At 58.6% G+C, this 21,435-nt stretch carries 21 protein-coding genes; 13 read left to right on the plus strand and 8 right to left on the minus strand.

What is annotated here, in order from left to right; genetic code table 11:
• Window positions 1-38: 38 nt before the first annotated feature.
• The 3 genes from AAAV21_RS06165 to dut are packed head-to-tail and all read left to right on the plus strand — an operon-like array spanning window position 39 to window position 1,431.
• Window positions 39-488, plus strand: coding sequence for a LysM peptidoglycan-binding domain-containing protein (locus AAAV21_RS06165; RefSeq protein ID WP_158566569.1), 450 nt, complete (start codon window positions 39-41; stop codon window positions 486-488).
• A gap of 51 nt (window positions 489-539) precedes the next feature.
• Window positions 540-983, plus strand: coding sequence for a transcriptional regulator NrdR (nrdR, locus tag AAAV21_RS06170; RefSeq protein WP_022093781.1), 444 nt, complete (start codon window positions 540-542; stop codon window positions 981-983).
• 4 nt (window positions 984-987) lie between these two features.
• Window positions 988-1,431 carry a dUTP diphosphatase gene (gene dut, locus AAAV21_RS06175; RefSeq protein WP_349108149.1) on the plus strand — a complete coding sequence of 148 codons (444 nt, stop codon included), beginning with the start codon at window positions 988-990 and terminating at the stop codon, window positions 1,429-1,431.
• 454 nt (window positions 1,432-1,885) lie between these two features.
• Here dut and AAAV21_RS06180 read toward each other — a convergent pair whose 3' ends face one another.
• Window positions 1,886-3,187, minus strand: coding sequence for a glycosyltransferase (locus AAAV21_RS06180; protein WP_349108151.1), 1,302 nt, complete (start codon window positions 3,185-3,187; stop codon window positions 1,886-1,888).
• A gap of 118 nt (window positions 3,188-3,305) precedes the next feature.
• On the opposite strand from AAAV21_RS06180, the gene AAAV21_RS06185 reads away from it, so the two are divergent.
• Both AAAV21_RS06185 and AAAV21_RS06190 read left to right on the plus strand, forming a co-directional pair.
• Window positions 3,306-4,244 carry an FAD-dependent oxidoreductase gene (locus tag AAAV21_RS06185; protein ID WP_349108152.1) on the plus strand — a complete coding sequence of 313 codons (939 nt, stop codon included), beginning with the start codon at window positions 3,306-3,308 and terminating at the stop codon, window positions 4,242-4,244.
• Window positions 4,245-4,398: 154 nt separating this feature from the next.
• The gene (locus tag AAAV21_RS06190) at window positions 4,399-5,010 is read left to right on the plus strand and encodes a DUF1836 domain-containing protein (RefSeq protein WP_192934515.1); all 612 of its coding nucleotides are present in this window, start codon (window positions 4,399-4,401) and stop codon (window positions 5,008-5,010) included.
• A gap of 73 nt (window positions 5,011-5,083) precedes the next feature.
• On the opposite strand, the gene AAAV21_RS06195 is transcribed toward AAAV21_RS06190, so the two are convergent.
• The 6 genes from AAAV21_RS06195 to AAAV21_RS06220 form a co-directional block, all read right to left on the minus strand.
• Window positions 5,084-5,950: a DegV family protein gene (locus AAAV21_RS06195; protein ID WP_117773501.1), complete on the minus strand. Its 867-nt coding sequence runs from the start codon at window positions 5,948-5,950 to the stop codon at window positions 5,084-5,086.
• Window positions 5,951-6,128: 178 nt separating this feature from the next.
• Window positions 6,129-7,241: an NlpC/P60 family protein gene (locus tag AAAV21_RS06200; protein ID WP_197032151.1), complete on the minus strand. Its 1,113-nt coding sequence runs from the start codon at window positions 7,239-7,241 to the stop codon at window positions 6,129-6,131.
• Window positions 7,242-7,273: 32 nt separating this feature from the next.
• Window positions 7,274-7,804: an adenine phosphoribosyltransferase gene (locus tag AAAV21_RS06205; RefSeq protein WP_117773500.1), complete on the minus strand. Its 531-nt coding sequence runs from the start codon at window positions 7,802-7,804 to the stop codon at window positions 7,274-7,276.
• Window positions 7,805-7,844: 40 nt separating this feature from the next.
• Window positions 7,845-8,723: a MerR family transcriptional regulator gene (locus AAAV21_RS06210; RefSeq protein WP_117773499.1), complete on the minus strand. Its 879-nt coding sequence runs from the start codon at window positions 8,721-8,723 to the stop codon at window positions 7,845-7,847.
• Window positions 8,724-8,726: 3 nt separating this feature from the next.
• Window positions 8,727-9,161: an FHA domain-containing protein gene (locus tag AAAV21_RS06215; RefSeq protein WP_199569376.1), complete on the minus strand. Its 435-nt coding sequence runs from the start codon at window positions 9,159-9,161 to the stop codon at window positions 8,727-8,729.
• Between the two features lie 66 nt (window positions 9,162-9,227).
• Window positions 9,228-9,932 (minus strand): CDP-alcohol phosphatidyltransferase family protein, encoded by a 705-nt coding sequence (locus AAAV21_RS06220; protein WP_349108155.1) that lies wholly within the window; start codon window positions 9,930-9,932, stop codon window positions 9,228-9,230.
• A gap of 396 nt (window positions 9,933-10,328) precedes the next feature.
• On the opposite strand from AAAV21_RS06220, the gene AAAV21_RS06225 reads away from it, so the two are divergent.
• The 6 genes from AAAV21_RS06225 (at window position 10,329) to AAAV21_RS06250 (ending at window position 17,551) form a co-directional block, all read left to right on the plus strand.
• Window positions 10,329-11,057, plus strand: a complete 729-nt coding sequence (locus tag AAAV21_RS06225; protein WP_349108156.1) for a lantibiotic protection ABC transporter ATP-binding protein — start codon at window positions 10,329-10,331, stop codon at window positions 11,055-11,057.
• On the plus strand, window positions 11,054-11,824 hold the full coding sequence (locus AAAV21_RS06230; protein WP_349108158.1) for a hypothetical protein: 771 nt from the start codon (window positions 11,054-11,056) through the stop codon (window positions 11,822-11,824). Before AAAV21_RS06225 ends, AAAV21_RS06230 begins: the two co-directional genes overlap by 4 nt.
• Window positions 11,824-12,639: a lantibiotic ABC transporter permease gene (locus tag AAAV21_RS06235; protein WP_349108160.1), complete on the plus strand. Its 816-nt coding sequence runs from the start codon at window positions 11,824-11,826 to the stop codon at window positions 12,637-12,639. The genes AAAV21_RS06230 and AAAV21_RS06235 overlap by 1 nt, the downstream gene beginning before the upstream one ends.
• 439 nt (window positions 12,640-13,078) lie before the next feature.
• A complete protein-coding gene (locus AAAV21_RS06240) occupies window positions 13,079-13,741 on the plus strand; it encodes a response regulator transcription factor (RefSeq protein WP_349108162.1) in 663 nt (220 codons plus the stop codon).
• Between the two features lie 26 nt (window positions 13,742-13,767).
• Complete coding sequence (locus AAAV21_RS06245; RefSeq protein WP_349108163.1) at window positions 13,768-15,165, plus strand: HAMP domain-containing sensor histidine kinase; 1,398 nt, start codon at window positions 13,768-13,770, stop codon at window positions 15,163-15,165.
• Between the two features lie 898 nt (window positions 15,166-16,063).
• Window positions 16,064-17,551 (plus strand): site-specific integrase, encoded by a 1,488-nt coding sequence (locus tag AAAV21_RS06250; protein ID WP_349108165.1) that lies wholly within the window; start codon window positions 16,064-16,066, stop codon window positions 17,549-17,551.
• A 90-nt stretch (window positions 17,552-17,641) separates the two neighbouring features.
• Here AAAV21_RS06250 and AAAV21_RS06255 read toward each other — a convergent pair whose 3' ends face one another.
• Window positions 17,642-18,790, minus strand: a complete 1,149-nt coding sequence (locus tag AAAV21_RS06255) for a hypothetical protein (RefSeq protein WP_349108167.1) — start codon at window positions 18,788-18,790, stop codon at window positions 17,642-17,644.
• A 538-nt stretch (window positions 18,791-19,328) separates the two neighbouring features.
• Here AAAV21_RS06255 and AAAV21_RS06260 point away from each other — a divergent pair.
• The gene (locus AAAV21_RS06260; RefSeq protein WP_349108168.1) at window positions 19,329-20,297 is read left to right on the plus strand and encodes a BspA family leucine-rich repeat surface protein; all 969 of its coding nucleotides are present in this window, start codon (window positions 19,329-19,331) and stop codon (window positions 20,295-20,297) included.
• A 274-nt stretch (window positions 20,298-20,571) separates the two neighbouring features.
• On the plus strand, window positions 20,572-21,423 hold the full coding sequence (locus tag AAAV21_RS06265) for a BspA family leucine-rich repeat surface protein (protein WP_349108170.1): 852 nt from the start codon (window positions 20,572-20,574) through the stop codon (window positions 21,421-21,423).
• Window positions 21,424-21,435: the final 12 nt, after the last annotated feature.

Below are 21,435 nucleotides of genomic sequence, written 5' to 3' on the forward strand. Positions count from 1 at the left end.
AAAACTGTTCTCAGCAAAACACGCGAGAGGAGAACATGATGAACGCAACGAATATGGTCCAGGGAAACCTCGCCCTTAAGCTCGAGACGCCTGCAGAACCCACTTTTACGGTTGTTCAGGGTGGCCGCTCCGGCATTCAACCTTTGACCGTAAAGCCTGCTCGCAATCAGCAGGCTGTAGTCGCGCCGGCCCGCGTTGCCCTGAAGGTTCCGACGATTGTCGCCGTCGCCGTTGCGCTTACGCTCTTCTTTGTCCTCGCTACTTCGGTCTTTAGCTCTCGTCACGCCGCGTATGCCGAGTCCGTTTCCAACATTACTTACGAGACCATTCGCGTTCAGACTGGCGATTCTCTTTGGTCGCTTGCCGAGGAATATCCAATCGAAGGCCTTTCCACGCAAGAGACTTCCGACATGATCCGTAACGTCAATCATCTGGAGCATGGTTCGCTCGCCGCCGGTGCGCATCTTAAGGTTCCTGCTCGTTCGTAATCATTATCGCGCTGCGCATGGTACCCTTGTTATCGTTTAAGAGGAGGTACCATGCGCTGTCCCAAATGCGGCAAGGCACATACCCGCGTCGTTGATTCTCGTATGCAGGAGTCAAATAACACCATTAAGCGCCGTCGCGAATGTTGCTCGTGTAACTATCGCTTTACAACGTTCGAGCGATGCGAAGACCCAATCGAGGTCATTAAGTCAGACGGAACCAAGCAGCGGTTCGATCGCAATAAGCTGCTCGTCGGCTTGATGCGCGCCACCATCAAGCGCGATATCGACACTAAGAAGCTCAATGAGATTATCGACGACATCGAGGTCGAGCTGCGCTCTCGCACACTGACGGCCGTCACGTCCCATGAGTTGGGTGACATGGTGCTCAAGCGCTTGGCCAAGATTGACAAGGTGGCGTACATCCGCTTTGCCTCGGTCTACCGCGATTTCAAAGACGTCGATGAGTTTCTGCAAGAGCTCGACAAGCTAAGGTGATTCCATGTCCAACATTACCGTCAACATAAAGCGTCTCGATCCCACCGTTGAGCTTCCCAAATACGCCCATCCCACTGATGCCGGCTTGGATTTGCGCTCCAACGAGGACTGCGTCCTGAAGCCCTTCGAACGCCGTCTGGTCTCTACGGGGCTGGCCATCGCCCTGCCCGATGGCTACGCCGGCTTCGTCCAGCCCCGCAGCGGCTTGGCCATCAAGCAGGGCCTGTCTATAGTCAATACGCCGGGCCTCATCGACGCTCACTACCGAGGAGAACTCAAGGTTATCCTCATCAACCTGGATCCCTCCATTAACATTCAAATCAATAAAGGTGACCGCATAGCCCAACTCGTCATCCAAGAAGTCCCCACGGTCAACCTCATAGAAGTAGAAGAACTAGACGAAACCGACCGAGGAGCCGGCGGTTTCGGTTCTAGCGGCGTATTGTAATGTCCGCTCACCCGTGGGAGGCCCCTATATATCATTCCATGCTCAAACATTCTCGCTGCGCTGCGAAACTGCGCGTGGAACGATATATAGGGGTCTCCCACGGGTGAGCTACGTTTACTTGCTAGCGGCTACGCCGGGTTCGCCCCAGTTAGAGCCTGCGAAGGTGGAAACAAATAATCTAATAACAGTTAGTTGATACGACAAAGGAACTGTTCCTTTGTCGTATCAACTAACCAGTAAGAATAATTTTGTTACAAGCAAGAAGCCTCCCGTTCGGGGCTCACCCATATCGTTCCACGCGCAGTTTCGCAGCGAGCGCAGCGAAGCGAGAATGTTTGAGCATGGAATGATATGGGTGAGCCCCGAACGGGCGGGATTAGTGCGCCCTGCGCAGCGAGAATGTTTGAGCATGGAATGATATATGGGCGGCTCCCGCCGAGCAGCGGACTATCGCCTAGCGGATATGCGCTGGCTTGCCGCCCCAGTAGAAGCGGCAGAAGGCTCGTTTGCGCTTTTGGGGTTTGCCTACGAACTCTATGGTGGCGATGGCGATGTCTTCGGCTGCGTGTGGGCGGCGTAGTACTTCGCCGTTGATGAGCAGTGCCTTGAGCGACTCAGGATGATCGTGGAGATGACGCAGCGTCACGATGAGCTCTCGTGCCGTGGTGACGTGCATGCTGGCTCCCATGCCGGTGAGCATCGTGGTGTTGGCCTTTTCCTGGCCGTATGATTTGCCCAGCAGGATCATCGGCAGATGTGCGCATAGGCACTCGGTGACGGTGAGTCCGCCCGATTTGAGGATTGCCAGGTCGCACCCGTGCATGAGGGCCGCCATGTCGTCGACATAGTCCAACACCGTGACGTTCTCGAGCTTCATGGCATCGAAGAGCGTCTTCAGCCGGGTGGCATACTCCACGTCTTTGCCGGGCAAAAAGACAAAGTGCATGTCTTCGAAGCTGCGCAGGAAGGGGAGTGTGTGGTCCATCGCCGCGCGAAAGCGGACGTAAGGCTGAGGCAAGCTGGCACCGGCCATTACCAGCACGACGGTCTTGTCGGTGGGGAGGTTGAACTTGGTTAGCTCTTCCTCTCGATCGTAATCCGAATCGAATCCCGCTCGGATGGGGATACCCGTAATGTGGATCTTTGCTTCGGGAACCTTACGGGGGCGGAGCGTCTCGGCCATAAACTCGTTTGCCACGCAGAACAGGTCGGTGTCCTTGTGGGGCCAAAAGCCTTCGACTTCATAGTCTGTTGGTACGCAGATGACCGGATAATCGATACCCGTAATTACGCGGGCGCCCACGGCAACATTGGCTGCTGTGATGTGCGTTGCGACCACGGCTATGGGCCTGCGGCTACGAATATATTCGTTGAAGGCGGGGAACATGATTCGCGACCATGCCGTGCCGCCACCCCAGAGAAGATGTCCCGTAAGCGTATATCGCCAGGTCAGGTCGTAAATGGGGCGCGTGGCTCCCGTAAAAGAAGCCGCGGTCTTATTGCCGTCGAATTTAATACGTCCAAAATCAAGGATATCGAGCACTTCAATCTCAACATCCTCGGGGATGCCATTGGTGCCGCGGATGAGGTCGAATGCCTGCGCAATCGCATTTGCGGCGGCCTTGTGGCCCGAGCCGACGGAGGCGTGCACGATGGTCACGAGAGGTTTTTGCTGGGCCAAGAGCGTGGTTTGCTCCGATTGGGGAGTGCTGTGCGTGAGCAGGGGAGCATCGTCACTCGTCTGCGCCTGGTCCATCGATAACTCCCCTTCAGCTTTGTAACACGGATTTATCATTGTAGTGCATGAGTGTCATGTTCACGTAAATTTGGGTATGAGCGCAAAGAACGCCAATCTTTCGACAGGAGGTCTCTTCATGACTACCGATCAGCCGATCGATGTTGCGATTATCGGTGGCGGCCCCGCGGGCTATGCTGCCGCCATTTACGCTGCGCGTGCCAACCTAACGACGACCGTGATTGAACAGGGCATGTCGGGAGGGCAGATTGCCACAACCAATGAGGTCGAGAACTATCCGGGTATTCCGCTCTTGAGTGGCGCCGAACTCGGCGAGCGTTTTCAGCAGCATGCAGAGGGCCTGGGAGCACAGGTTACATGGAGCATGGTTACGGGTATCGATTACGATGCCGATGCAGCGTTGTTTACGGTGCATCACGATATGGGCGATACGCTGGCCTCGAGCGTTATCGCTTGCATGGGTGCCATGCCGCGTCCGGCAGGTTTCGCAGGCGAGGATACGTATCGCGGTCGTGGTGTTTCATATTGCGCAACATGTGACGGCATGTTTTTCCGCGGCAAGCAGGTTTTTGTAATCGGCGGTGGCAATTCGGCATGCGAAGAGGCGCTGTTTCTGTCAGACATTGCCAGCAGTGTGACCATCGTGCTACGCCGCGACCAGTTTCGTGCGCCTGATGGTGTTGTTCAGAAGGTGCTCGAAAAAGACAATATTACAGTTAGGTACCAAACTAGTATTGTGGAGCTCTCGGGCGAAGCTATGCCAACGACGATCACCTTTAAGGACAATGCATCCGGTGAGACTCATACCGAGTCATTTGAGCCCGGCTCGTTTGGCATCTTTGTCTTTACCGGGACGCAACCCCATACCGAGCTTGTTGAGCATCTAGTCGATCTGGCGCCTGATGGCGGCATTCTGACTGATGAATCCATGGCGACCCGCACGCCAGGTCTATTTGCCGCTGGCGATATCCGTTCCAAGCGCTTACGCCAGGTTGTGACCGCCGTTTCTGATGGAGCCATAGCGGCAACCAGCGCATACGCATTTCTCCGTGGATAAGTACGATAATATATCTTATGTAAGGTTGCTATCTTTAAACAAAGTGGTTGGACGATGCATCAATGTGTTGTCCAACCACTTTTACTTGCCGGCTATGTGGTATGCAAAACTAGATAACCTAGAATACAATATAGAAAATGAACGGAGGACCTTTATGAACCACGTTAAACACGTTATTCCGATGTCCGATTCGTCGGTAAGCATTAAGCCCGAGGATATTCAGCCCACGGTGCTGCCCGATGCATTCATTCAGTCCGATATCGTGCGTAAACTCAATACGTTGAGTCTGCCGCGCTATAACCAGTTGCCCAATGTGACACTCTACCGCGACCAGGTCATTGAGTATGTTGCGCTGTGGATGGAGCCGCTGTCCATTTGCGTTGAGCACCCTGTCATTACGCCATCGATGATCAATAACTACGTGAAGGTCGGCCTGGTGCCTGCTCCGGTCAAAAAGCAATATGGCCGCGAGCAGATTGCCCGCCTGATCGCTATCTGCCTCTTTAAGCAGGTGCTACCTATTGCTGCGGTGCAGGCACTCTTTAACATTCAGCGTTTGAGCTACGATGCCCCGACGGCCTTCGATTATGTGGTCGATCAGCTCGAGGCATCGATTCGTTCGGCGTTTTCCGTCGAGCAGGCGCCGGTTCCCGATACGGCGCATCAGGTAACGCGTGAGTCGCTGCTTGTGCGCAGTGCGGTTTCATCCTTCGTTTCGAAAGCGTACCTGATGAGCTATCTAAAGTTTAATGGGTTTAATAGCTAGCCGACGTATAAAACGGGCGGAACAAAGGGCTATCTGCCACTTTGTCCCGCCCGTATTTTTGCTTGGTTGGACGTTATTGGCCCGAAGCCACGCCCATGCCGTAGCCGATAATGAGCCCATACATTTCGGCATAGTATGAATCTAGCCCGTTACAGGGCATGATGATAGTCTTGGAGCCTGGCCAGCGCTCCACAATTCGGCTGGCAAGTGCTTGGGCGCCTGCCTCATTCTCGACATGGTCGATAACGACCTCGCCGCCCGTAAAACCTTCGGCTTCCATGGTGTCGATGATCTTGTTGAGCATCTTCTTTTCGCCACGCGTGTGCCCGACGAGCTCGATTTTACCGGCCTCGCTCGCCGTGCCCAAAATGCGAATATTGAGCTTGTTGGCAATGACGCCGGCTGCCTTAGGAATGCGTCCTGCCTTTGCAAGGTTCTCGTAATTACACAGGCTAAAGAGAATCTTGCTGTTTTGCTCGAGACTGTCGAAGTAAGCGCAGGCGTCCTCAAAGGAAACGTCCGGGTTACTTGCAAGATAACGATCAAACAGCAAGAAGATCAGATCCATCTTGCCGCCTGCTGCCCGCGAATTGACCAGGTGAATCTGACGATTGGGCTCCTCGGCAAGTACCATATCGCGTGCCGTAGCGGCAGCGTTATAGCTTCCAGAGACACCCTCCGAGATTGGCATGCAGATCGTCTTGTCGGCGAGCTTAAAGAGCTCAGCCCACTCCCCCACGCTTGGGCAGGCGCTCGATGATGCGCTGGCTTCCGACTGAATGGCAACATTAAGCTCGTGAACATCGAGCAAAAGGTCGTCGACAAATTCGCGCTCCCCTACTCGAATTTTGAGAGGAGCGAATGCAAAGGTGGTACGGGGTGCAGTCGGTTGCCAATCGCGAAGATTGCAGCTCGAATCTGAGATAAGTGCCCAGCTCATTGAGGGTCCTTTCTAGTTGTTCCCCAACAATTATAGCCATCTTTTTGATTGATTGGACGGCTATCTAGTTTTGAATACTAGATAGCCGTCCTGATTTTATGGCAAACGGTAGGGAAAAAAAGAATGGGCCTCGTGACTCAAGATCGCGAGGCCCACGTTCGTTCGCTGCAGTAATAAATTAGTAGCGCACGAAAATGTAATTGTTGTTCATGCCGGCGGCAACGGAGCTGATGATGACGCCCGTTTTGTAGTCGGAAGCATGGATCATCTGACCATTACCGATATAAATGCCGGTATGGTAGGAGTTAACCACAACATCGCCGGGTTGCGGATCGGACACACGGGTCCAACCCATGAAGTCGACCGTGGTGCCCAGACGGCAGTAGCGTCCCGTGAGGCAATAGCTTACAAAACCGGAGCAGTCAAAGCTGTTCGGTCCAATGCCGCCCCAAGAATACGCATAGCCGAGCTTGCTGTAGGCGCGCGAAACAACGGAGCCACCATCAACAGACTGACTCGGTGCTGAAGGCGTGGGAGCCGGAGCGGGCGTGGGGGCAGGCTGCGGTGCGGGAGCCGGCGTGTTGCCGCCCTGGTTGTTGTTATTGTTGGTCTGGCCGCCATTGTTGGTGTTCTCGGTCGTACCGGCGGTGTCGTTGCTCACCGTGGCCTTTTCGGCGGTGCTAGCATTAATGCCAGCCTGCAGCGCAGCGTTGGCCTCGGCCTCGGCAGCGAGCTCGGCCTGCAGCTGCGAATCCAGGGAGTTTACGACGTTCTGGGCTTCAGCCTGCTGGGCATTAAGCTCGTCGACCTTCTTTTGCGTGGTGGCGACGTTCTTCTCCTGCTCGGCCTGCTTATCGGTGAGCTGCTGCTTAAGCTCCTTGACCTCTTGAATGGTCTGAGCTTGCTTATCGGAAACTTTGCCGTAGTAGAACAGACGGTTGAGCATATCGCTCAGATCATCGACACCCGTCAAAACCTGAAGCAGGCTCAGACCGCCGGTTTTGTACTCGCCGGCGACATAGGTCGAGAGCTTGGCCTGACCATCGGCGATCTCCTGCTGCTTTTGCGTGATCTCGCCGGCAGTCTGATCGAGCGCCTGCGTCTGCGTGGCAAGCTCATCGTAAATCTGCTGGGTTTGGGTGCCGATCTGCTCGAGTTTCGTACGAGCAGCGGCAAGGTCGGATGCGGTATCGGCGTAGGCAGGAGCCGCGAGGCCCAAGCCCAAAACACAAGCGAGGGTTGCCGTAGCAGCGCAGCGTGCCATGTTTTTGTGCGTGTTTGCTGTGCGCATGTAGCTTCCTTTCCAGTAACTAAGGGTAACGGCTAGCCTACCGTCACCAGGCTAAAGAGCTCCACATCGTCATCAGACGGCGTGAGCTTCTCGCGCGGGTTGAGAAACGCAAGCTCAAGTATACAACCGTAACCGATAAGCTTTGCGCCCATATCTCGCACCAGTTTACCTGTTGCCTCGACGGTTCCGCCCGTCGCGACCAAGTCGTCCAGAATCAACACGGTATCTTTAGAGCTGATAGCGTCGGCATGGATCTCAATTGAATCGGTGCCGTACTCGAGCTCGTAGCTCTGGCTTACGGTCTCGCGCGGCAGCTTGCCCGGTTTACGTGCGGGAACAAAGCCGGCGCCAAGGGCTACAGCCACCGGTACGCCAACCATAAAGCCGCGAGCCTCGGGACCCACGACCTTGGTGATCCCCATGCCGGCAAAGTGCTCGGCGAGGGCATCGGTCATGGCTTTGAGCGCCTCGGGATTGCCAAAGAGCGGCGTGATGTCTTTAAAGACGACTCCGGGCTCGGGATAGTCGGGGATGTCGACGATTTGAGATTCGAAGTCGTACATTGCATGACCTTTCAATGAGTTGCCGAAATATCAGCAGCGGTTATTTGCCCGCGGTGACGGTGCCGGAGTGCGAAGGGGCGACGACCTTGAGCGGCTTTACGAGAGAATCCTCGTGCGAAGCAGGCGCGGCAGTTTCTTCGTTTTTGGCCTTGGTGGACTCGGAGCGAGCGATTTCCTCATCGAGTGCATCGATGTCGGCGTCCTCGACCACGGCGTTGAGCGACTCAAAAACGCGGTTTTTGAGCAGCGCGGTGTGCACGCCCTCCGTCAGGTCGTGAAGCTTCTTAAACGCACGCTCGAGCTTGGCGTCGCGCTCGTCATCGGAGGTATCCATGCCGAGCATGCTCACGAGCACCTGCTCAAACATCGAGGACTCGCGGTTGGCGGAAGACACGTACTGACGCAGGTTGCGCGGCTCGATATGGAAGCGTGACAGCTCGGAGCAGTAACGGATGATCGGAAAATCGCGACCATCGACGAGCTCACGATTCTGCGGACTCTTGATGATGCGAATAAGGTCGTTCTCGGCGAGCGAGCGGATAAACGAAATCTCGACGCCCAACATATCGGGAATGGTCTCGATGGGATGCAGCTTTTGTTTAGTCTCCTTGGGCTCCGTCTTGAGCGGAACATCGGACAGTAAGCCCACCTCGTAGGCGAGCGTTGACAGGTCCGTAGCGTTTTCCAAGCGCTGCTTAATCACGTTGAGCGGCATGTAGCGGGTCTTCTGCAGGTGCAGAATGACCTCCAGGCGATCAACGTCCTCCTTGGAGTACTGACGGTATCCCTTAGGCGTACGATGAGGGGTAATGAGCCCCTCATCCTCTAGAAATCTAATTTTTGAGTTCGAAAGATCGGGGTATGCGCCTCGAAGAAGGTTGACGACTTGGCCGATACTCAAATAGTTGCGTTCGGCCATGCCCTACTCACCGGTTTCGATGCGCTCCGGCGTGCTCTCGTGGTAGATGAGCGTAAACGTACCGATCTGGACGGAAGAACCGTCGTGCAGCGGGGCCGCGTTGACGATGGCACCGTCGACCCAGGTGCCATTGAGCGAACCCAGATCCTCGATGCGAGCGCCGAGGCCCTCGCGAATAATGCGCGCGTGGCTACGCGAAACGGTCATGTCATTGAGGAAGATGCCGTTCGCAGGATCGCGGCCGATGGTGGTCACGTCGTCCTCGAGCTCAAAGGCGGCACCAGTCTGCGGACCCTTGACGATGGACAGAACGGGGGCGGTGATGCGCACGTTGGCCATGAGGTCGGGAACGGTGACGTCGCTTGAAGGTACGCGGAATACGCAGGTAGCGTCAGCAGTCTTATCATTGTGAGGCATATTGTTAACCATGTTGTCCATGACAACCCCTAACTTATCGCGGACGTGCCGCAAATAATGAACCGTACGTAATCATACCCCAACGAATCAGTCTTCGATTTCAGGGTTCAGAAAGTCGATGTCCTCGTCCTCGGGATGCGTGAGAGCCTGTTTAATGGCCGCTCCGCCCTTAATGGAGTAGATGACAGCCGTGAGCATGGAGAAGATCACGCCGCCGTACACAAAGAAGATGCCGAGGGGCACCGAGCTTCCGTTGAGGCCCGGGAAGGCCGCGAGGGTCGAAGGTAAAAGGTGCAGGCCGTCAACAACGGGGAACCCGAGCAGCATGAGCGAGAATCCGGTCATGAGCAGCGCTGTGGCAATCTTTCCGGGGAAGACGACATCGATGGGGCGACGGTGATAATGACGCACGATAAGCGTGCCGATGCCTAGATAGATGTCGCGGCCAATAATGAGCACGCAGACCCAGATGGGCAGCTCTCCGCGAACCACCAGTCCCAGCACGCCGGTGAACAGCAGCGCACGGTCGCAGATGGGATCCATGACCTTGCCGAGCCACGAGACCGTCTTAGTCATACGGGCGATCTGACCGTCCATCCAGTCGGTGGAGGCGGCAACGGCGTAGATAACGATGGCGATGATGCGGTTGTTGTCCGTCACAAACAGGTACAGGAAGACGAGCGTGAGGATCAGGCGCGTAAAGGTGATGAAATTGGAGATCGTAAAGATCTTATTCGACGGGTAATCGGAAGTGCCGATAAGCTCCTTTTTGATCTTCTTCTTGATGCCCACAGGACTCCCCCGCTGGTAAACGACAAAACTTTCGATACTATACCCGTTCTGGCGATGTCTATCCAGCGTAAGCATAGAGAGTCCAGACATATGGAGGATGCTACTGGGTTGTGCGGGATTCTGCATTTGTGTACATCAGCCTCCAAATATGACATTTTTCGGCATCTTTGATGGCTGATGTACACGTTTTGATTCGGTGATTACATCGATCGGGAAAGTTGTTGCCTTAAGCAAATTAATCATGATGTGCGGGTCGAGAAGGGTTGGCGCCAAAAGAACCCAACGGCCGTTACGGCTTCGTTAGAAACGCGCCCCACCATGGATGGTGAACCCGAAAGGTAAGGCGCGTGGGCACGGTGGCTCGGCCCGCGCGCCCGGAAGAGAAAGGATAAACCCATGGGTTATATGCTCGAGACACGTGGGCTCACCAAGCGCTTCGGCCGCGGCGACCAGGCGCAAGACGCCGTGGCCGACGTGAGCCTTCATATCCGCGAGGGCGAGGTGTACGGGCTGCTCGGTCCCAACGGCGCCGGCAAGTCGACAACGCTCAAGATGATCTGCGGGATGCTGCGGCCGACGGCCGGGGAGATTCTCTTTGCCGGGCACGCCTGGCGCCGCGAGGACCTCTACGCAATCGGCAGCCTCATCGAGGAGGCGCCGCTCTACCCCAACCTCACCGCGCGCGAGAACCTGCGCGTGCGCACCACGCTGCTGGGCCTTCCCGAGAGCCGCATAGATGAAGTGCTCGCCGCCGTTGACCTCGCGGACACCGGGAAGAAGCGCGCCGGGCGCTTCTCGATGGGCATGCGGCAGCGCCTTGGGCTCGCGCTGGCGCTGATCGCCCGGCCACGCCTGCTCGTGCTCGACGAGCCTACCAACGGCCTCGACCCCATCGGCATCGAGGAGCTGCGCGACCAGATCCGCGGCTTCGCGGCGGCGGGTACGACGGTAATCGTCTCGAGCCACATCCTCTCCGAGGTGCAGCAGATGGCGGACACCATCGGCATCATCTGCGGGGGGCGCCTCGCCTACGAGGATGCGCTTCGTCCCGGGCAGGACCTCGAGGAACTCTTCATGAGCTTCTGCCGGGAAGGGCGACAAGCAAGCGGGGAGGTGGCGGCATGACGGGCGAGAAAGACGGCCTGCTCGCGGCCCTGCGCGCCGAGGCCCTGAAGTCGCGCCACGCGGCACCGGTTCGCCTGGCCGTGCTCATGGCGCTTCCGATGCCGCTGCTCGGCGCGATGCCCTACCGGGGCGTGCAGATCTTCAGCGCGTGGAACTACTGGTACGCGCTCTTCCTGCCCGTGTGTCTCTCGCTCGTGGTGGCGTGCGTCGCGCGGGCGGACGCTCGCACGCGGATGCGGGGGCTTCTGGGCCTGGGCTTCCCGCTCGGGCGCGCCTGGTGGGCCAAGGCGCTCTGGTGCCTCGCGCTCTGCACGCTCTCGAACCTTGTGGTCTTCGGCATCTACCTCGCGGGATCGGCGTTCACCTCGCAGGGCCTCACGGCCGCGGGCACGCTCACGATGCTCCTCTGCGCGCTCGTCAACACGGTGACCGTGGCGTGGATGATCCCCGCAGGGCTCTTCCTCACGGCGCGGCTCGGCATGCTCGCGGGCATCTTCTGCCCGCTCGCCGCGCAACTCGTAGGTGGGTTCGCCTGGTCGTTGGTGCCGCTGCCGCAGCTCTTTCCGCCGTCGGCGAACATGGTCATCCCCACGAGCTTCATCCCCGTGCTGCCGAGCGGCGAGCCACTCGCGGCGGACATGGCGCTCGGCGAGGCGCTCGCGTCGGACGGCATGCTCACGCTGGCGGGCCTTGCGGTCTGCGCGCTCGCGTTCGCCGCGCTCACGGCGGCGGGCGCGGCCTGGTTCGCGCGCTCCGAGGAGAGGTGATGGCCATGACACGACTCTCCGACCCGATGCCGCGCATGACTCTCCCGCGGGCCCTGCTCTCCGAGGCCCTGCGCCTGGTGCGCTCCCCGCTCTCGGCGGTGCATCTCGTCTGCGGCTTGGCAGCCGGTCTTGCCTGCGGCGAGTACTTCTCCGTAACCCGATGGGACCCGGCGCTGGGCGCGGACGCCTACGCCCAGTTCCTCGGCGCTCTCATGCCGCTCATGTCCGCCATCGTCTGCGGGCTCGCTGTGGACGAGGAGCGCGCTGCCGGGCGCCTCGCCAACCTCACGGCGGTCCCCTCGCGCGGGCGCGCCGTCGCGGCGAAGCTGCTCGCCCTTGCGGCGCTCGGCGCGGGCGCGCTGGCCGTGGCGCTCGGCGTGTTCGGGGCCGTGCTCGCCGTCGCCGGGCGCCTGCCGCTCGGGCCCACTCCGCTTGCGGCCGCCTGGGCGGGCATCGTGCTGGGCAGCCTGCCCCTCTACGCGCTGGGGCTCGGCGTGGCCCTGCGCCTCGGCCGCAACGCCGTCATCGGCGCCGGCGCGGCGGGGATGCTCCTCGCGTTCTTCTCGGTGGGCGGACTTGCGCACGGTCTCATGACCGGCGAGCTCACTGGTGCCCTGGCGACGCCCCTGAGCTGGGTGCCGCTCGCCTGGCCCGCGCGCCTGGGGTCGCTCGGGGTGGAGGCCTTCATCGACGCCGTACGCGCGGCGGGCCCACTCCTCACGACTGCGCTCGCTGGCCTCGTGCTCACCCTGGCAGCCGACGCCGTCCTTCTCGCCTGGTTCTGCCGCTTCGAGGACGGGAGGGCAGATGCGTAGGAGGCCGCTCGCCGCCATGCTCGCCCTCCTCTCCGCAGCGCTCCTTCTGGGCGGGAATGCCCTGCTCGACGCCGGCTGGGGGTCGGCATTGCGCTCGATTGCCGACCGCGTGCTGCCCAACCCTGAGATCGCTATGTGGGCGCCCGCGCCCGAGCCCGGCAGCCACGCGAGCTCCTACGCCGACGCCACCGGGGGCGGGGACAAACTATGTCTACCTGGTGGACGCTGCGGACGACAGGGGCAATGTCTGAGAGCTCCAGCTCATCTTCTTCGGGCGGGAGTCGGACGGCGAGGGCTGGCTCGGGATCGAGGCGCGCGGCGGCTCAGGCGTGCGCTACCGCGCGTGCGACGCGGCTGAGGCGCCCGCAGCTGCGCGCAGGGCTCTGGACCGCTGAGTGCGGCGCTAGTACAATTCCGACGAGAGTTTCAGGAGGTCAACATGGCGAGGATACTGGCAGTGGATGATGAACGGGCGATTCTCGACGCGCTCGCGCGCGTCCTCGGCCGCGACGGCCATGAGGTCGTCAGGGCGGCGGACCCGACGGCGGTCCCGGGGATGGACCTCTCGCGCTTCGACCTCGTGCTCTGCGACGTCATGATGCCGGCTCTTGACGGCTTCGAGCTCGTGCGGCAGATCCGCCCGGACTTCGACGGGCCCATCGTCTTCCTGACCGCGCGCGTGGCCGAGGAGGATGCCGTGGCCGCCTACGGCCTGGGCGCCGACGACTACGTCCGCAAGCCCTTCGGGGCCGCGGAACTGCGTGCCAAGGTCGCGGCCCATCTACGCCGTGAGCGCCGGCCGCGCTCGCACGCCCTCTCCTTCGGGGAGGTGCGGATCGACCTCGGGGCGCGCGACCTCGCCGTGGGCGGCGAGACCGTGCCGCTCACGCCCACCGAGTACGCCATCTGCGAGTACCTCGCGCGCCACCCCGGGCAGGTCATGAGCCGCGCGCAGATACGCGAGGCGGTGCTCGGCTGGGAGAGCGACGCCGACGATGCGGCCATATCCATGCAGGTCAGCCGCGCCCGGAGGAAACTCTCCGAGGCCGGCGCCGATCCGATCGCGACCGTCTGGGGGATGGGGTACAAGTGGCAGCTCTGAGGATCGGGGCGCGAGGTCGCGGGGGCATGCCGCTCTCCTTCGTCATCGCGCGCTACTTCGCCTACGCGTTCGCGGCGGTCGCCACGGCGTGGCTTGCCTCGTTCATGGTGCTCTCCGCGGCGATCAACGCGGGCTTCGTCTACGAGGCAAGCTGGGGGCCGGCCAATGCGCGCGATGTCGCGGAGGGCCTGGCACGCGACGGCGTCTGCGGGCAGCAGGACGTGCCGACGGCCTACCGCTACCTCATCCTGAACAAGGACGGAAACGTGATGATGACAGACCTCGAGGGTACGCGGCTCGAGGATGCGACGGAAATGGCCAGTACGGCACTCGCCGCGGATCCGGGCACAGTGGAGATCGAGGGCGGGGGCTCAGGCCTCACCTACGCTGCGTTCCCGCTCAAGGGCGGCGGGGCCTGCGCACTCGTCAGCGAGTACCTGCCGCAGTGGGTCTCGCGCGATCTCGCCAGCCTGCTTCCCAACCCGCAGAACCTCATGCTCGTCGGCGCCGCTGTGGGAAGCGCGCTCGCGCTCGCGCTCGTGGCGCGCCGTGCGAGCCGCGTGATCTCGCGCAAGATGGCGCCGCTCGCGGAGGCGGCGGGGCGCGTTGGCGCGGGGGAGCTCGACTTCGCGGTCGGCAGCACCAACGTGCGTGAGGTGAACGACGTCCTCGCCGCGATGGACGCCATGCGGGCCTCCCTCGCCGAGTCGCTCGAGGCCCGCTGGGCCGCGGAGCGGGGGCAGCGCGAGCAGGTGGCGTCGCTCGCCCACGATCTCAAGACGCCGCTTACCGTGCTGCGCGCCAACGCCGACTTCGTGGCGGAGGAGCTGGAAGACGAGAATGACAGCGACCTCTCGGCCGCCGCGCGCGACATAGCCGGCGGTGTCGAAAGGCTCGACGGCTACGTGCGCCTGCTCATCGAGGCCTCGCGCGGGTCCGGCGGGGCGGAGAGGGCCCCCATGCGGCCGGCCGAGCTCTGCGAACAGGTCCTCGCCGAGGCCGCCCAGATCGCCCGGGCGCGAGGCGTGACGCTCGACGCGGCCACGGGCCCCGCTGTCGCGGACGCGCCCGAGGCCCCGCTCGACCGAACCGCCCTGGCGCGAGCCGCCGCGAACCTCGTGGCCAACGCCGCCGAGCACGCGCGCTCGCGTGTGGCGGTCTCCTGCGACGTCGCGGGCGGACACCTCGTCATCGAGGTGGCCGACGACGGACCGGGCTTCTCTCCCGCCGCCCTTGAACGCGGCTGCGAGCGCCTCTTCACAGACGACTCCTCCCGCTCCTCGCGTGACGGAGGTCGCCACTACGGGCTCGGCCTCCACGTCGCCTCCGAGGCCGCGAGCGCCCACGGGGGCTCCGTCTCGCTCGCCAACGGCCCCTCGGGCGGTGCGGTGGCCACCATCGCGGTCCCCCTGTGCGGGATCTGACGAATTCCTCGATGTCTACCTCGACTGCGATATGTCGCTCGCCGAGGCCGCGACGAGATGGTGTTGCGTCTGCCCCGTTTGGTGCTTCTGGCTCAAATTTGATCTGATGTAAGGCCCATGCAATCCTGCATGGGCCGTTCTTTTGGCAATTGCTCGACCGATTCGTGGCTTGAAACACAAATTATCGAGTTAAGGAGACATGGGGTCACACAGCGGCTTTCAGAGCGCCCGCCGCACTCCCCCGCCATTACCCTGCGGCGTCCTCGTATAGAGCCCATCCTGCTTGGCGTTTCGTTGCAACAGCCCACTTGTCCACCGATCAAGTGAACTACTGGAATAAATACAGCGACACGCTTGTCCGTTATAGTCGCTATATCTGTGTTAATCGCCGCGATAAATACAGCCTGTACTCGGCTGCATACCAGCTACGCGTATGTAGATTCATATCGCGTTAATAAATCGGCTCAAGCGCGTGCAAAACGCGCAAGTAGCCGCAAAAGGCGATTATCGCGTAGGTAGATTTTTGGCACCCTGTTGCTTACTGAAAATAAAGCAATTGCTTAAAACAAAAAAGGTCAGGCACTAAGTACCTGACCTGCAAACTTCTGGTCGGGACGACTGGATTCGAACCAGCGACCCCTTGACCCCCAGACCCCTATTTTTGGCTCTACCTGTGGTTTTTTTTATAGCACGCGCAATTAGCGCATGTAAGCTGTATCCGCATATGTAAATTAACGCAGGTAAACACAGGTTTCTATATCTCGTTATAATTCGACTTACAAACTCATGGCGCAGACGTTGATTCTCTGGTGACTCCGGAGCGCCCAGAATCGACAGCACTCGGGTTTTCGCAGGCAGAAATGTCTATCTGGAATCAAAAAGTGTTTTGGGGAGAATCATGGCAAACGGAAAAGACTGCAATAAGAACTTACGCATATGTGGAAACGGCTCCGTCAGGAAGAACAAGGGGAAGTGGCAGGCCATCGTCACCCTCGTCGACGAGGGGTCGGGTGAGCGCACACAGAGGACAAGGAACACGGGCATCGCGTGCTTTGCCGAGGGCACCCGCGGCAAGAAGGCCGCCCTCGATGCGCTCGCGGATTTCAGGCATGAGATCGAGGCGGAACTCGCCGAAATCGAGGAACTGAGGGCAGCCGTCGAGGAACGGCAGGCGAAACTCGAGGCGGACGATTACGCGCTTCTCCCCTTGAGCGCCGCGCTCGAAAAGTTCATCGACTTTTGCCTGCAGATGAACCGGATAACCCCGACCACGCGAGATGACTACCACTTCAGCGCCCTTCATATCGAACGTGATGAGCTGGGAGCGATCCCAGTGAACGAGGTGACGACCGATGACATCAACGCATGGTCCACGCGCAGGATCGCGCTCGGGACTGCCCCCGACACGCTCAACAAGGCGTTTAAATTGGGAAAGCGCCTCTACACCGTCCTCGTCAAGCGTAGCAACGACACTATCGGGAAGAACCCGTTCGACGGTGCGCTTGCACCCCGTATCATGGGAAAACCGCGCAACGCGCTCAGGTCCGACCTCGTACCGAAGCTCAACTCCATCTGCTCCATGATGCCCGATTCCCGTTTCAAACGCGCGGTCGTGCTCGCCCTGCACACTGGTATGCGCATCGGGGAGGTCTGCGGCCTGCGGTGGTGCGACGTGGACCTCGAAGCGGGGTCGATCTCGGTCAGGCACTCGGTGGCATACGCGAAGGGGATGGGCTCCTTCATCAAGGACACCAAGACCCATGACTGCAGGTCGATTCCCATCGACCCCGTGGGTCTGCTTCCCTTCCTGAAGGAGATATATGACTTAGACCTCGGTAAGATACGTTTGCGCGGGCTTACCGGCTCGGTGGAAATCGGGGATTGCTACATCCTCTCGGAGCCGGGCGCGACCTTCGCGACAACCAGCTATATCCGCAGGGCGTTCAAGACGTTCTCCGAGACCAACGCCCTCATGGGCACGAACGACGAGCTGATCACCTTCCACGGCCTTCGCCATACCTTCGCAACGCAGTGGATTCGGCAAGGCGGCGACATCAAGGCACTTCAATCGATCTTGGGACACAAGGACGCCATGGTCACCCTCAACGTCTACGCCGACATTGAGCCGATTTCCAAGATTCACAACATGCTCCGCGTCTCGCCATGCCTGTGGCGCGGCTACCTCGGACTTCGAGTCGATCCGGGTCCGATGTTCCAGCAGCGTATCCAGGGGGCTATCGAGACGCTCCAGGCATTCGGGTACGGCATCACTGAACCGGACGACCGCAATATCGTCATCCGCGACGTGAAGACAATCAGCCGGCTCTACCCCACCGAGTATGCGGCGGTACTGGGCGCGATACCGACCGAGGCGACGGTACTTTGATATAAAGACCGCCGGCGGTGACGGTTCTGAACACTGTCTGGTAAGGCGCATCCCCCGATTAGCGGGGAATGCGCCTTGCTTTGTGTGCGTTTAGGAAATAGCCGAATTTCCTTCGGATGCAATGCCGTACCTTTTGCCAAAATCCGCATATCTTCGACACGCTTCGCCCGGATACATTCCTTGCAGAAGGCGTAGAACGATGCTTGCCGAGAATTCGCCTCGATACTTCTCGGCCGCGTACCGAACAGTTTCGTAGCCCGCCTGTATTGATGCGGTCGCCGCAAACGGCTTTCGGCATCTTGCCAGGTTCAACGCTTCCGCCGTCTTTGAAACGCACTGGTTCGCGATATCAAACGGTCGCATGGGATCGTCGTCTCGATAGAACCAAATCTGTGTCTGATCAGAATCTTCTTTAGGCGAGTAATGGTCATATCCGACCCTTCGCTTGCGACCGTCCTCGATACGGAGCAACTCTACTTCCGTCAGCTTCTGTTTTCTACAGCTCGCAGAGAACCGTCCTTCTCGGCAATCGATAATTCTGGCGTCGACGATCTCCCCAGTCACGTTAGGGTAGAAGCCCAGTAACAGCCAGTCAACGTCCTTAGATACGCGTTTCAGCAGATCGAACGTTTCAGGAGGCAAGACGGCCTGCCCTTTCTCGACTCTCCTTGTGCCTCGTTCGTCATTGATGAAATACCCGCTGAAGTCAGAGTGTATTTCGATTAGGAAACCTGTCTCGACTTTTGAAGCTCTCGCGCTCGACAGGTTTCGTCGATAGGTGTCCAGCTTGCATGCATGCCCGCTACCTGTGCCGTAGAGCCTCGCTTCGAGCGATCTTGCAAGGTCTCCGGGCTTCGCATCAAAAGCGTGCTGCATGTAATTTGCTGCGGCTTTTCCAACTGTATCGAACATCGCTGCATCCCGGTCTGGCCCATCATCCATCTCCAGCACCTCTAACCTCCGTTTGTTCATCAAGCCCGAGGTCTCCAAATCCTTCGATTCATCCTTTTTTCCGCCCTTGATATTCTGGTCGATCCGGAAGTGCTCAATTCCCACGATTGCGTCCCGCTTAGCAATGCTGACCCTGATATCGGGGCTCTCTGCGCTCGAGTCAACATCGCCCTCGACTTTTCGAGCCACCTTGGCTCGCTGTCCACCAGACGAAAGACATAGCGACAAGACATCCTCGAAAATCTTCGCTTCGTGAACTTTTTTATCCCTGACCTTGCCTTGCGCCATGCGAACACCTCTCCGGTAACATCGATGATCTTAACGCTAGATAACTGTTCGTCGAGTTCGTCGACACCGTCGCAATCTAGCTCGGTATGAATTAGCGGTCTTCTAGAATCGGGTTAACAAAGCAGTTAATTGAATCTCTCATTCAGCTGCTTAACAAGTTCAACCAGCTTTTGATATACCCCTAATAACAAAGCGCTTGACTCAAGAGCGCCTTTGAAGGGCGCTTTTTCTGTTTGGCTGCACGTATAGACGCATAACTCTGCAGTTGTGCAGTCCTGTAGGTGTGTAGGTCGGTAGGTATGCAGCGCTGTAGCCGTATGAGCATGTAGCCATATAGTTCAATGACTGGGATTCGGCATCCCCCATATGCCGCTGCGGCATTGTGATCTCACCAGTAGAAATCGCGTCTATCCTCTGCAGCATCAGCCAATCCAATCCGAAGGGAGCCGCACATGAACGTAGCGGAAATTCCTTTCGGGGGGGGGTATCTCCCAGATTTACCCGCCGCCCGAAGGGGCAGTCGACAGTAGAGTACGTATTGATCATCGCGATTATGGTCCTGGTGGTGCTGATCGCGGGGCCGTGGGTCTCGTCTGCGATCAGGAACCAATTCAACCTTGTGGCGGGGGCAATAGGGTCGGGCACGACCGGCGAGAACTTCTACGAGCCGCAGGACATCCCCGACCCTCAGAACGGCACGGCGTTCGCCGTGTACTCCGAGGACGACCACAGCCTCATGTTCTACAAGAGGCGCGGGGTTCCCAAGGTGGGAGACATGTTCAACTGCCGCAGGGTGACCGAGGTGTACACGGGATTTGAGACAGAAATCTATAACCTTGTTGAAACCGCTTCCGACCCCTATGGTTCTTCAACCACTCCTTGGGTTAGACGTCAATGGGAAATCGAAAGGGTCGATGTTGTAGATAGCGGCATTTCGCCTAAGAGCATCAGCGTTTGGTTTTCAAACATGATCAATCTTGAAACCATCGATGCCTCGAAGCTCGATACATCTAATTGCCGCCAAATGCTCGACGCATTCTTCAGGGCTAGGAAATTGAAGGCGCTTAATCTCTCGTCTTGGGATGTCTCAAAATGCTACAACTTCAGCTGCATGTTTCAAGATTGCTGGTCACTTGAAAACATCAATATTCACGGTTGGTCTGCGCGTCCGGATAAAAACGGAGTATTCGGAATGTTTCACGGCTGTAGCTCCCTGCAATGTATCGACCTTTCCGGTTTTGATATGTCCTTAGTCGGCACCGCCAACAAAATGTTCGGTTATTGCCGATCGCTGTCCAAAGTCACTCTCGGTTCTAATTGGAAGTGGGTCATCTGTGACGATGACACGGGAACAAACTCCTATCTGCCAGCCCCTTCTTCAAAATATATCGATGGGGCAGACGGCAAGTGGTACAGCGTTTCGACTAGCGAGGGATATGCACCGCAAAATATTCCCAACTACGCCGCCGATACCTACGTCGCGTCGAAAAGCTTGTTGGTGAAATAACCAGCGCCATCAAGAAGCGCCTCGCCGAATAAATGCTCCTCGCCTACCTAAAGCCTGCTTTCAGGTAAATGTGGTCGCTTGCCACTGCGGCATTGTCTGGCCAGTCAGCGAGGCCATGTCTATCCTCTGTAGCATCAGCCAATCCAATCCGAAGGGAGCCGCACATGAACGTAGCGGAATTTCCTTTCGGGGGGGGGTATCTCTCAGATTTACCCGCCGCCTGAAGGGACAGTCAACAGTAGAGTACGTCCTGGTCATCGCGATCGTAATCCTGGTGGTGTTGATCGCGGGGCCGTGGGTCTCGTCTGCGATCGGGAACCAGTTCAACCTCGTGGCGGGGTCAATCGGCAACGGGATCTCCAAGGGGAGCTGGGAATCGGGCGGCACCGGCGGCGGCAACGGGTCGCTGACCGACGCCGACATCGTCGACCCCGTACACGGGACCGCGTTCGCCGTGTACTCGGAAGACGACCACAGCCTCATGTTCTACAAGCGTAAGGGCATGCCAGAAGTCGGCTGTATGTTCAACAGCCGTAGGGTGACGGAAGTCTACCCCGATATCGAGAACTACGACTTCGCTATCCCAGGCGGCCGTGGGGATGGCAATGCACCTTGGTGGCCCCATAGGGCCGACATCCTTTCCGTGAAAGTCGTAGACAGCATCAAGCCCAAAAACATGACTGGTTGGTTCTACTGGTTCGTGAACGTCACGTCCATCGACCTCGGAACTATCGACACAAGCGAAGTCACAAGCCTTTTTGGAACGTTCGATAGGTGCTTTAAACTCCAGACCCTGGACGTGTCCATGATGGATACGTCAAAAGTCAAGAGCATGGGATGCGTCTTCTTCGGCGATGGCGAACTTACGGAACTCGACCTTTCGGGCTGGAATTTCTCGAATGTGTATGACTCCAGTTACATGTTCTTCGAATGCAAGAAGCTCGAGGTTCTCAACATGCCTCCCTCATCGAAGTTCGCATCGCAAATCAGTTTGTTCCATTACATGTTCTGGCGTTGCGAGGCTCTTAACCTCGATTGCTCGGGATGGAATGTACTGGTCTACGCCAATCATGACAGTTTCAACGAGGACGCTCCCGGTGTGATTCTTCCAAAGGTCTGGCAATAACTTAATGGGAGG

The organism is Collinsella sp. CLA-AA-H302 (assembly GCF_040093305.1).
GTDB lineage: Bacteria > Actinomycetota > Coriobacteriia > Coriobacteriales > Coriobacteriaceae > Collinsella.

Excerpts from the sequence above, each read along its gene's own strand:
- AAAV21_RS06195 (WP_117773501.1), bottom strand. The coding sequence starts at position 5,950 with ATGAGCTGGGCACTTATCTCAGATTCGAGCTGCAATCTTCGCGATTGG.
- AAAV21_RS06210 (WP_117773499.1), bottom strand. The coding sequence starts at position 8,723 with ATGGCCGAACGCAACTATTTGAGTATCGGCCAAGTCGTCAACCTTCTT.
- dut (WP_349108149.1), top strand. The coding sequence starts at position 988 with ATGTCCAACATTACCGTCAACATAAAGCGTCTCGATCCCACCGTTGAG.
- AAAV21_RS06250 (WP_349108165.1), top strand. The coding sequence starts at position 16,064 with ATGGCAAACGGAAAAGACTGCAATAAGAACTTACGCATATGTGGAAAC.
- AAAV21_RS06245 (WP_349108163.1), top strand. The coding sequence starts at position 13,768 with ATGCCGCTCTCCTTCGTCATCGCGCGCTACTTCGCCTACGCGTTCGCG.
- AAAV21_RS06180 (WP_349108151.1), bottom strand. The coding sequence starts at position 3,187 with ATGGACCAGGCGCAGACGAGTGACGATGCTCCCCTGCTCACGCACAGC.
- AAAV21_RS06185 (WP_349108152.1), top strand. The coding sequence starts at position 3,306 with ATGACTACCGATCAGCCGATCGATGTTGCGATTATCGGTGGCGGCCCC.
- AAAV21_RS06215 (WP_199569376.1), bottom strand. The coding sequence starts at position 9,161 with ATGGACAACATGGTTAACAATATGCCTCACAATGATAAGACTGCTGAC.
- AAAV21_RS06165 (WP_158566569.1), top strand. The coding sequence starts at position 39 with ATGAACGCAACGAATATGGTCCAGGGAAACCTCGCCCTTAAGCTCGAG.
- AAAV21_RS06230 (WP_349108158.1), top strand. The coding sequence starts at position 11,054 with ATGACGGGCGAGAAAGACGGCCTGCTCGCGGCCCTGCGCGCCGAGGCC.
- AAAV21_RS06235 (WP_349108160.1), top strand. The coding sequence starts at position 11,824 with ATGGCCATGACACGACTCTCCGACCCGATGCCGCGCATGACTCTCCCG.
- AAAV21_RS06200 (WP_197032151.1), bottom strand. The coding sequence starts at position 7,241 with ATGCGCACAGCAAACACGCACAAAAACATGGCACGCTGCGCTGCTACG.
- AAAV21_RS06190 (WP_192934515.1), top strand. The coding sequence starts at position 4,399 with ATGAACCACGTTAAACACGTTATTCCGATGTCCGATTCGTCGGTAAGC.
- nrdR (WP_022093781.1), top strand. The coding sequence starts at position 540 with ATGCGCTGTCCCAAATGCGGCAAGGCACATACCCGCGTCGTTGATTCT.
- AAAV21_RS06225 (WP_349108156.1), top strand. The coding sequence starts at position 10,329 with ATGGGTTATATGCTCGAGACACGTGGGCTCACCAAGCGCTTCGGCCGC.
- AAAV21_RS06240 (WP_349108162.1), top strand. The coding sequence starts at position 13,079 with ATGGCGAGGATACTGGCAGTGGATGATGAACGGGCGATTCTCGACGCG.
- AAAV21_RS06205 (WP_117773500.1), bottom strand. The coding sequence starts at position 7,804 with ATGTACGACTTCGAATCTCAAATCGTCGACATCCCCGACTATCCCGAG.
- AAAV21_RS06255 (WP_349108167.1), bottom strand. The coding sequence starts at position 18,790 with ATGGCGCAAGGCAAGGTCAGGGATAAAAAAGTTCACGAAGCGAAGATT.